Raw genomic sequence first — 9,459 nt, 5'->3', positions numbered from 1 at the left:
CGTCCCATGAAAACGTGGATCCTTCCTACGCTCATCGCGACCCTGGCGACCCTCACCGCCCGCGGCGCGATGCCCGAACCCGACATCGTCTTCTACGGCCGCGTGCTGCACCTCGGCGGTGGTGCCGAATACGTGCTGACCTCCGGCGAGATCGTCTGGACCGTGACACCCGACGAAGCGTCCGGCGGTGAAGTCCAGACGGTGCGTGGCAATCTCGCGCCGCTGAAGAACGGCACGATGTCCTATGTCTTGCGCATTCCCCAGCACCTCGCGGTGGAAGGTACGATGCCCGGCGTACTGGCCGGCCTCCGGTTGCCGTCGGGCACCCCCAGCCTGCCTTTCCGAAACACGACCATCTCGGTCGAGGGGCTGCCGACCCGGCTTGCCGACCCGTCCACCTCGACCTTCGAACTCTCGACCGAAGACCATGGGGACTTCCAGCGCCTCGATCTGATCGTCGAAGGCTCCCTTCCCGACAGCGACGGCGACGGCCTTCCCGACTGGTGGGAGGAGGAGAACGGCACCGACCCATTCCTCGCGGATGCGGATGCCGATCCCGATGGCGATGGCGCCACCAATCTTGAGGAATACGCGGCGGGCAGCGACCCGACCGGCCCCGACCAGGAGCCGAAGCTTCCTTCCGAGGTTCTGGCCAACCTCGAACCCGGCGGTGCGGCCGCCCTGGTGGTGCGCACCATCGACCGCGACTCAGCGCCGTCAGCGCTGACCTTCGTGCCGGGCACCCTCCCGGCCGGCCTGACCATCACCCGTGCCGGTAGCACGGATGCGCTCACCACTTTCACCCAGGCCGACCTCGACGCGGGCGACGTCGTCATCCGCCACTCGGGCAGCGCGGAAGGCGAATGGATTGTCCCACTCACGGTCCGCGACGAAACGCCGTCGCACGAACCGGCGGTTGCAGACCTGCGTATCGTCGCGGGCGATGCTGAAGCGATGTGGCTCGGTTGGGGGCTCGCGGCGGAATCCCAACCCGCTTCCCTGCCCACCGTTCACGATGCTTCCCGCCTCACGGGTGGTGCCACTCTGCGCACTCCCGGTGGTGACCGCGACGAGGCCCGGATCTTCATCGCGTCCTCCGGCGCGGACGAGGTGGCCGGATCACCGCACGACGACCTGATGGTCGTCGGCAATGGCGACCGCGTGCGCGGCAACGAGGGTGCCGACCGGCTGCTGCTGGCGAACGCGACCGGCACGGTCGAGATGCTCGACTTCTCGGTCGAGGAGCGCGACGTGATCGACCTGACGGGGTGCTTCTCCCCGACCACTCCGACCTTCCTTCGCGATCACGTTTCCCGAGTCGGCGATGCCCTCTGGGTCGACTTCAGCGGCGATGGCGGCAGCACGCCCGACCTGATCGTCGATCTCACCGGAGCCGAATTCCCTCAGGACCCGGCCGACCTCTGGGACCTCGGTCTTCTGGTCACCGGCGACATCGTTCCTGAAACCACCCTGTTCCTCACCCTCTCCGGTGCGGCTTCCGAGGAGAACCTGACCACCGCGACCATCACGGTCCGGCGTCGCGGCGATGCCAGTGCTCCGCTCGACGTGCCTCTCACCTGGAGCGGCACCGCAACCATGGGGCTGGACTTCCTTTCCTTGGCATCCACCGCTCACTTCGCGGCAGGTGTGAAGGAAATCGACTTCGAGATTGTTCCGCTGGCCGACGACATCAAGGAGCCGACCGAGACCATCCAACTCGAGCTCACGACCGCCGAAGGTTGGTCCATCGCCGAAGGCCACCGCACCCTCAGCGTGCCGCTTCTCGACCTCCCGAGCCGCGTGTGGATCGAGGTGACCGAAAGGATCGCCTACAGCGATTTCGGCATGCCGGCCCAGATCCTCGTCCGCCGCAGCGGGCCTATGAGCACCTCGCTGACCGCCAAGCTCGGGACCTCCGGAAAGGCCCTGGCCAACTTCGACTACAAGAAGCTGCCGGCGACCGTGACCTTCTCGCCCTATCAGGAGGTCATCGTGCTCGACGTCGAACCGCTTCCGATCGCGAACCTCCGCTACGGTGCCGAAGATGTCCGGATCAGTGTCCTTGCCGACTCCGCCTACCTCTTCGGCGAGACCCCGCAGGGGACCGTCCTGATTCTCGAGCGGCCCAAGACCCTCGACGAGTGGCGCACGGCTCACACCATCGAGGAATCGACGCCGCTCGGTTCGGACGGCGATGGCGACGGCCGCGACTTGCTCGGTGAGTTCGCCTTCGGCGGAAATCCGAATGTCTTCGACCACATCGAGCCGACCCGCCTCGGCAAACCGACCGACGGACGCATCCAACTGACGTGGAAACGTTGGCCGTCGGCTCCGGAAATCCGCTACGCGATCCGTGTCTCGACCGACCTCAAGCAATGGTCGGACGCGCCGGAAGCGGAGATTCGAGAGGTGGCCAGCGAGATCCTCTCCGACGGCATGGAACGGGTCACCGTGAGCCTGCCGGTCGAAGCGGGTGAGAACGCTTGCTTCTATCAGATCGAGGCCCAATATGCCGACTAAGTGACGGGCGTGGCGCGGATCCTGACAATCATCGCGGTCGCACTGTGGCTGCCGCTGCAGGCGGCGGTCAGCTCGCTCGACCTGCCGACGTCGACCTCGAACGCCACGGCAAGCTACAACCAGTGGCTGGGGACCTCGATCCAGGCCGGCGCCGCGGCCGATCCGGAAGTGTTCGCGGGTGGTCTGACCATGCGGATCCAGAAGCTGGTCCCCAATGCGAACACGACGATCATGATCGTCGGCGAAACCGGGCTCGCCCCCGATCTGTCGAAGGTGCTCGCGGTTTACGACACGAGCCCCTTTGACTCGTTGCCGACTGGTGTCGACTCGCTCGTGACTGTTTTGCCCGACCCGGAAATCCTGCCCTTGGGTCATCTTCCCAGCGTCGAGGGTGAGCGGGCATGGATCGTGTTCGGCGTGACCGCGCCGGACTTCGACCAAGCCCTGGCCACCGGACTTTACTACTGGCGCTTCGCCACGGCCACCGGACCCACCATCGACGACGAGCACGACTACTCGGTCGGCGACCGGGTGGCGGAGAGCGGAACCGCTGGAACGGGTTGGAGTTCGTCGGTCGACACTCCCTACTCGTTCAGTCTCGAAATCGTCCCCGAGCCCGGCGTCGCGATGCTGACCGCCATCGCGGCCATCTCCCTTCTCCGCCGGAAACGATGAAGTCCTGCGGTTGGATCCCTCCGGTGCTGGCCATCGCGGTGCTCCTCAGCTCCTGCGACCCAACTCCCCCGGCACCGTCCGAAAAGACCGCACCGCCGGACGCGGTCGCCAAGGTCGGTGACCGCTGGATCCTTGAGTCCGACATCGATTTCGCGATCGAATCCGGACGAGCGATCGACAAATCGTCCGCCCTTGAGATGCTCATCGAGGACGAGCTGTTCGCCGCGATGGCACGGCGGGAAAAGCTCGATGACGAGCCGTCCGTCCGAGCTGCACAGCGCCGGATGCTCGCCAGCCGCTACCTCGAGTCGGCCCCGGATCCCGAGCCGACGGAAGCCGACTTGAAAGCCGCATGGGAGGCGCTGCCCTCTGCGGGCGCCGCATGGGCCGTGACAGCGGTGCTCCGCCAGCGCATCACTTCCGACCGTGAAGCCGCGGTCGCGAATCTCGAAACGGCCCGCGAAGAGTGGCTGGGACTGGCGGACCCTGAGAAGCAGCGCGGCTTCGGTGCCCTCGCTGTGAAATTCTCGGATGATGCGGACACGCGCTACCAAGGCGGTTCGTTGGGTCGGGTGACACGCGGGCAACCTCATCTGATCCTCCCCGAAGAGCTCGTCGAATGGGCCACCGGGCAGACCGGTCCGGCATTGAGCAAGATCGAGGTGATCGGAGATTCCGCTTGGCTGATCCGCGTCTCAGAGGTCGGCAAGCCGGGCAAGCGCCCCTTCGAGGAGATGGCACCTGAGTTGAAAGTGAAGTGGAAAGCGGAGGCCATGCGTGAGGCCCAGCAGAAACGTTTCTCGGAGGCAGCAGAGGAGGTCTCAATTGAGCGGCTCGTCGAGTTTGAGGAGAAGAGAGCGAGCAAACCGGCCACTCCCGAGCCCCCGAGTCCGGAACGTTGATCCAGCCGAGGCTCTCCGGGTTTTCACACGCCCTTCACACCCCGGGCGTACCGGCAGGTCCTTGATCCCTTCGTCATGCGGCGCGCCATCCGACGATTCTTCGCCCTGTGTATTCTTCTACCTGCACTTGCACTGGTGCCATGTGCCACCAGTGCGTGGCATCTGTTCGGTGACCCGGGGCTGAGATCCGCGAGTTCCAGCCGCTTCGCCTTCACCCTGCACCGATCCCTGTCGAAACGGATCCCCTCCTACGTCGATGCGCGGATCGCGTCGGGAGCGGCCGAGACCCTCGACGTTTCCCAGATCACCGCCACGGAATGGCCGGTCTACGGAGCCTTCTTCTACCTGCTGGCGACGGAGAACCTGCAGCACCAGTGGGAGAATGATCCGTCGCTGTCGGCCCATCCACCAACCGAGTATGGCGCCGCGGCGATCGAGGCGAGCGTCCGTATCATGCTGGACGAAGGCCACGCCCACTGGGTGAAGACCTACTGGGGCGACGATTACTTGCAGGACCCGAACTGCTTCTACCGGATGCTGATGATCGGTTCACTGACCGCCCACCACAACCTGACCGGCAAGGACGATCACCTGCCCTTGCTCCGGACGCTGGTGGACGATCTGGCGACCGACATCGACCGCTCGCCCGTCGGGCTCGTCGACGACTACCCCGACCAGTGCTTCCCGGCGGACGTCGGTGTGGCGACCGCGATGATCCGCCATGCCGGCATCGCCCTCGGCTCCGACCGGAAGGAATGGGCGAAGGCCGCGATGGACCGGCTGGTCGGCACCTTCGGCGGACCGCTGCCACCCTACATGGCGGTCGATGACACCGGCAGGCCGCTCGCACCCAGCCGCGGCTGCACGAACGGCTTCTTCTTCTCGTTCATCCGCAGCGTCGATCCGGACATCGCGGACCGGCTCTATGCCAACTACGCGTCCGGCTTCTGGCAGGAAAACGACTGGTGTGCCGGCTGGCGGGAGTTTCCCCGGCCCGCGACCATCGGAGGCAAGGAAGAGACCTACTTCGATCCCGACTCGGGACCGGTCATCGGAGGCTTCGGGACCAGCGCGACCGGACTCGGGCTCGGTGCGGCACGGCTACACGGCGACCACGAACGTGCGGGGAAACTCGGCGCCGAGCTGATCACGACCTCGCTGCCCCTGCCCGGCGGTCGGCTGCTCGTTCCGGCGGCGGTCGGCGACCCGTTCCACGCTCCCCATTTCCCGGAGATCGTCATGCTCCACCAACTGTCGCTCTCATCGACGGCCCGCACCCCACCGGCACCGGTCCCGTGGGTGGTCTGGGCCGTTCTCGGCACCGAGTTTCTCCTCGGCGTACTCAGCCTGCGGGTCTTTTGGCGGCTGTGGCGCGGAAAGAAACGCCGCGAACCCCGAGTCGCTCCCTGACGAGTCGGTCGTCAGCGCCCGAGTACCATCTTCTGCGGCACTTTGATGACATCCTCCGGCTGCAGAAAAATCGCAGGTGGCGCCTCTTGGCTGAGGTCATACTCGTAGACCTTCCCCGCCCGATACAGCCTGACCCGCTGGATCGCACCAAACTCATTCGCTCCTCCCGCAGCCGCGATCGCTTCGCCAATGACCTGACCCGGGCGAATCTCCACCGGTCCCGGTGTCCGAACATTGCCACCAACCGTTACCTCGAAGGGCCTTGCCGACTTTGATGCCAGGGAACCTTCCCCGGGGTGGGCACCCCGGAGTGTCCGCTCCATCCGCCTCTCGGAGATGTCCACGTCACCGACCGGCCGATCCCACCGGTCGTTCCGAGCTTCGCGCAAACCTTCATGCCGCGCTTCGGCGGCTCGGCTTTCACCCTGCCGATGGCCCAAAGCCAGCACGCCCGCCACAGCGACGCAGACGGACGCCGAACCCAGCAATAGCAGCCGCTTCCCGATCATCCCGGGAAGGGTGCACTTCTCGGCTTTGTCATGCAAAGCAAAATCCGTTTCAGCGCGGCGAATCGGCGGGTTCGTCCTCGAGCTGCTGGTAGAAGGCCTTCCGCTTCTGGTGGTAGGTTCCGAATCCATGGAAAGCCGGCCGCTTGTTGGGCGCGTTCCACTTTTCCCATGCCGCCATCAGACCCGCTGACTTTTTTTCGATGGGCGACTGCTCGCCGATATCGGTCGACAGGTCGAAGACGGCGGTCAGGTCATCCTGTCGGAGGAACTTGAGGTTCCCCTGCCGGATCGCGAAGTCCTTTCGTCCATTGTTCCCCATCCGCCAGAAGAGCGCCTTGTGCGGTGGACCGGCAGGATCACCGCCTTCCGTCAGCCACGGCATCAGATCCACACCATCAAGCGGGCCATCGGTCGGTGCTCCGGCGAGATTCAAGGCCGTCACCGGAAGGTCGAGTGCGATCACCGGTTGTTCGAAAACGAGGCCCTTCGGCAACTTCGCCGGCCACGAGACGAGGTAGGGCACGCGGATGCCACCCTCGAATACGGTACCCTTCGTACCTCGCAGCGGTCCGTTGTCCGATGCGTTGTGCGGCTCGGGTCCGCCGTTGTCGGAAAGGAAGGCAACCACCGTGTTGTCGCGCACGCCGGCATCGTCGAGTGCCTTGAGCACCATGCCGATGCCGTCATCCATCGCGCTCACCATCCCGGCGTAGGTGCGGCGCTTCTTGTTCTTGATCGACGCGAACTGCTTGAGCTTCTCTTCCGGCGCCTGCATCGGCGTGTGCGGGGCGTTGTAGGCGAGGTAGAGGTAGAAGGGCTTGTCCTTGTTTTCGCCGATCCACTTCGCCGCCTCTTCCGAAAGCTGGGTCGTCAGGTAGCCCTCCACACCGAGGGGTGCGCCATTCCGCATCAGCGGTGCCTTGTAACCCTCGTGCTGGCTCTGGGAAAGGTCACTGGTGAAATAGTCATGACCGCCACCGAGGAAGCCGAAGAAGTAATCGAAACCCCGCTTGTTCGGATGCTTGCTCGGATGCGCGCCGAGGTGCCACTTGCCGACCACCGCCGTCGTGTAGCCCGCCTTCTTCAACCGCTCGGGGATGGTCACGACATCGTTGGGCAATCCGAGATTCGGGTTCTCCATGTCGTAGGGCACGTTCGTCTCGTAGCCGAACCGGTGCTGATACCGGCCGGTCAGGAAACCTGCCCTCATCGGCGAGCAGAACGGATGGTTCGAGTAGCCGTTGCTGAAACGAACACCGCTGCTGGCGATCGAGTCGATGTGGGGCGTCGGGATGTCCTTGCAGCCGTGGACCCCGACATCGGCGTAGCCGAGGTCGTCGGCGACGATGAAGACGAAATTCGGTGGCGCGGCGCAGGCGGAAAGGGCGCCAAGGGCAGTGGCGAGGGCAATCATTACGGGCTTCACGGCCTCATCATGGCGAACCTCCCTTGGTTTCCAAGCCCTCGCGGCGCCTGACGCGCCAGAGAAGCCGAATGGCCTGCAAGCTGCTCCTAATCAAGGAATCCCCAGACTTCACGGCCCCTCCACCCAACCCATGTACGACTTCGACCTCATCTGCATCGGCTCCGGTCCCGCCGGACAACGCGCCGCCGTCCAGGCCTCCAAACTCGGCAAACGTGTCGCGATTATCGAGAAGCAGACCTGCATCGGCGGCGTCTGTATCGAGACCGGCACCATCCCCTCGAAGACCTTCCGCGAGGCGGTCCGGAGGCTGTATGCCGATCCCGGGATCGACCACGGCACCCCAACGGCGCGCAAGGCCCGTCCGTCGATGGACCAGCTGATCGCCCAGGTCGACAACGTCGTCGCCAAGGAGTCCGAGACGGTCCAGGACGCCCTCTCCCGGAATGACATCGAGGTGATCCGCGGCCGGGCATCGTTCGAGGATCCGCACACCTTGGTGGTCGACGGGATCAGCTCGAAACGCCGGGTCAGCGGAGCGAATATCCTAATCGCGGTCGGCACCCGCCCGGCCGAGCCGCGGGGCATCGCCGCCGACGGCAAGGTGGTCGTCACTTCGGACTCGCTGCTGCAACTTGAGAAACTCCCGCGCAAGGTCGCCGTCGTCGGCGCCGGGGTGATCGGGATCGAGTATGCGTCGATGTTCGCCGCCCTCGGCGTGCAGGTCACGATCATCGACAAACGGCCCCGGCCGCTCGAATTCCTCGACCACGAGATCGTCGATGAACTCGTCCACCAGATGCGCAAACAGGACGTCACCTTCCGCTGCGGCGATGGAGTCTCTTCGATGGAAGTCGTCGAGCACGGCGGCCAACGCGAAGGCCTGATCGAACTGGAGTCCGGCAAGCACGTCGTCGCCGACATGATCCTGTTCTCGGTCGGCCGCCAGGGCGCCACCGACGCCCTGAACCTGCCCGCAGCCGGCCTCGAGGCCGACGACCGCGGACGCCTCAAGGTGAATGACGACCACCAGACCTCGGTGTCGCATATCTATGCCGCCGGCGACGTCATCGGCTACCCGGCACTCGCCGCCACCTCGTCGGAGCAGGGACGGCTCGCCGCCTGTCACATGTTTGGCAAGGAGGCCCAACCGATGGGCATTCATTTCCCGATCGGCATCTATGCGATCCCCGAGATCTCGATGGTCGGCAAGACCGAAGAGGAACTGACAGCCGCCCGGGTGCCCTACGAGACCGGCATCGCGCGGTTCCGGGAGATCGCCCGCGGCCAGATCCTCGGCGACGACTCCGGGATGTTCAAAATGATCTTCCACCGCGACGAAGGCACCCTGCTCGGAGTCCACTGCATCGGCTCAGGTGCCACCGAGCTGATCCACATCGGCCAGGCGGTCATCGGCCTCGGTGGCGGGCTCGATTACTTCCTCAATACCGTCTTCAACTACCCAACGCTGGCCGAGTGCTACAAGGTGGCGGCCTTCAATGCCGCCAACAAGATCCAGACCGTCCAGAGCCTGAAGCAACGCAAAGCCGCCAAGGCGGAAGCCGAAGCGCCTGCTTGATCCCGGAACGGCAGTCGTACAGGTTGGGGACGCTATGAAAACCTCCCTCCTGCTCGTCCTCGCCGCTTTCCTGCTCGCCTCCTGCGCGGGCGTCGGATCCTCGAATACCAAGCGCCTGCTTTCGGCGTCCGGTTTCCAACCGCGGAAGCCGCAGAACGAAAAGCAGACGGCCCTCTACGACCAGATGGAGCCCTACAAGCTCTACAACAAGGAGATCGATGGCAAGATGCTCTACGGCTACAAGGATCCGGATCAAGGAGTCGTTTATGTCGGCGGCCCGAAGGAACACGAGCAGTACCAGAAGCTCGCCGTGCAGCAGCAGATCGCCCAGGACCAACGGGTAGCGGCCGAGATGCAGATGGAAGCCGCCTATGGCTGGGGCTCGTACGGCTGGGGAAGCTGGGGTCCCTATGGACGCCGGATCTACTACTGATCCGGCCC

At 64.9% G+C, this 9,459-nt stretch carries 8 protein-coding genes; 6 read left to right on the top strand and 2 right to left on the bottom strand.

All coding sequences use genetic code 11. From position 1 onward, the window contains the following. Window positions 1-6: 6 nt before the first annotated feature. The 4 genes from HAHE_RS10835 (at window position 7) to HAHE_RS10820 (ending at window position 5,507) form a co-directional block, all read left to right on the top strand. A complete protein-coding gene (locus tag HAHE_RS10835; protein ID WP_338684357.1) occupies window positions 7-2,520 on the top strand; it encodes a Calx-beta domain-containing protein in 2,514 nt (837 codons plus the stop codon). Window positions 2,521-2,529: 9 nt separating this feature from the next. Continuing rightward, the gene (locus HAHE_RS10830; RefSeq protein WP_338684356.1) at window positions 2,530-3,195 is read left to right on the top strand and encodes a hypothetical protein; all 666 of its coding nucleotides are present in this window, start codon (window positions 2,530-2,532) and stop codon (window positions 3,193-3,195) included. Beyond that, window positions 3,192-4,097, top strand: coding sequence for a peptidylprolyl isomerase (locus HAHE_RS10825; RefSeq protein ID WP_338684354.1), 906 nt, complete (start codon window positions 3,192-3,194; stop codon window positions 4,095-4,097). Before HAHE_RS10830 ends, HAHE_RS10825 begins: the two co-directional genes overlap by 4 nt. Window positions 4,098-4,172: 75 nt before the next feature. After that, entirely contained in the window at window positions 4,173-5,507 is a 1,335-nt protein-coding gene (locus tag HAHE_RS10820) for a hypothetical protein (RefSeq protein WP_338684353.1), read from the top strand. Window positions 5,508-5,518: 11 nt separating this feature from the next. Here the strand turns inward: HAHE_RS10820 and HAHE_RS10815 are convergent, their stop codons facing one another. Both HAHE_RS10815 and HAHE_RS10810 read right to left on the bottom strand, forming a co-directional pair. Then, window positions 5,519-5,830, bottom strand: a complete 312-nt coding sequence (locus tag HAHE_RS10815; protein ID WP_338690819.1) for an SLBB domain-containing protein — start codon at window positions 5,828-5,830, stop codon at window positions 5,519-5,521. Window positions 5,831-6,065: 235 nt separating this feature from the next. Continuing rightward, complete coding sequence (locus tag HAHE_RS10810; RefSeq protein ID WP_338684351.1) at window positions 6,066-7,442, bottom strand: sulfatase-like hydrolase/transferase; 1,377 nt, start codon at window positions 7,440-7,442, stop codon at window positions 6,066-6,068. 130 nt (window positions 7,443-7,572) lie between these two features. On the opposite strand from HAHE_RS10810, the gene sthA reads away from it, so the two are divergent. Together sthA and HAHE_RS10800 are read left to right on the top strand one after the other, a co-directional pair. After that, window positions 7,573-9,018, top strand: a complete 1,446-nt coding sequence (gene sthA / locus HAHE_RS10805; protein ID WP_338684349.1) for a Si-specific NAD(P)(+) transhydrogenase — start codon at window positions 7,573-7,575, stop codon at window positions 9,016-9,018. A 34-nt stretch (window positions 9,019-9,052) separates the two neighbouring features. After that, window positions 9,053-9,451, top strand: a complete 399-nt coding sequence (locus tag HAHE_RS10800; protein WP_338684347.1) for a hypothetical protein — start codon at window positions 9,053-9,055, stop codon at window positions 9,449-9,451. Window positions 9,452-9,459 lie beyond the last annotated feature (8 nt).

The organism is Haloferula helveola (genome assembly GCF_037076345.1).
GTDB lineage: Bacteria > Verrucomicrobiota > Verrucomicrobiia > Verrucomicrobiales > Akkermansiaceae > Haloferula > Haloferula helveola.
The sequence above is the reverse complement of the archived record's forward strand: the minus strand, read 5'-3'. Positions and strand labels throughout refer to the sequence as shown.

Coding starts and splice junctions, on each gene's coding strand:
- HAHE_RS10835 (WP_338684357.1), top strand. CDS start 7: ATGAAAACGTGGATCCTTCCTACGCTCATCGCGACCCTGGCGACCCTC.
- HAHE_RS10800 (WP_338684347.1), top strand. CDS start 9,053: ATGAAAACCTCCCTCCTGCTCGTCCTCGCCGCTTTCCTGCTCGCCTCC.
- HAHE_RS10825 (WP_338684354.1), top strand. CDS start 3,192: ATGAAGTCCTGCGGTTGGATCCCTCCGGTGCTGGCCATCGCGGTGCTC.
- sthA (WP_338684349.1), top strand. CDS start 7,573: ATGTACGACTTCGACCTCATCTGCATCGGCTCCGGTCCCGCCGGACAA.
- HAHE_RS10820 (WP_338684353.1), top strand. CDS start 4,173: ATGCGGCGCGCCATCCGACGATTCTTCGCCCTGTGTATTCTTCTACCT.
- HAHE_RS10815 (WP_338690819.1), bottom strand. CDS start 5,830: ATGGAGCGGACACTCCGGGGTGCCCACCCCGGGGAAGGTTCCCTGGCA.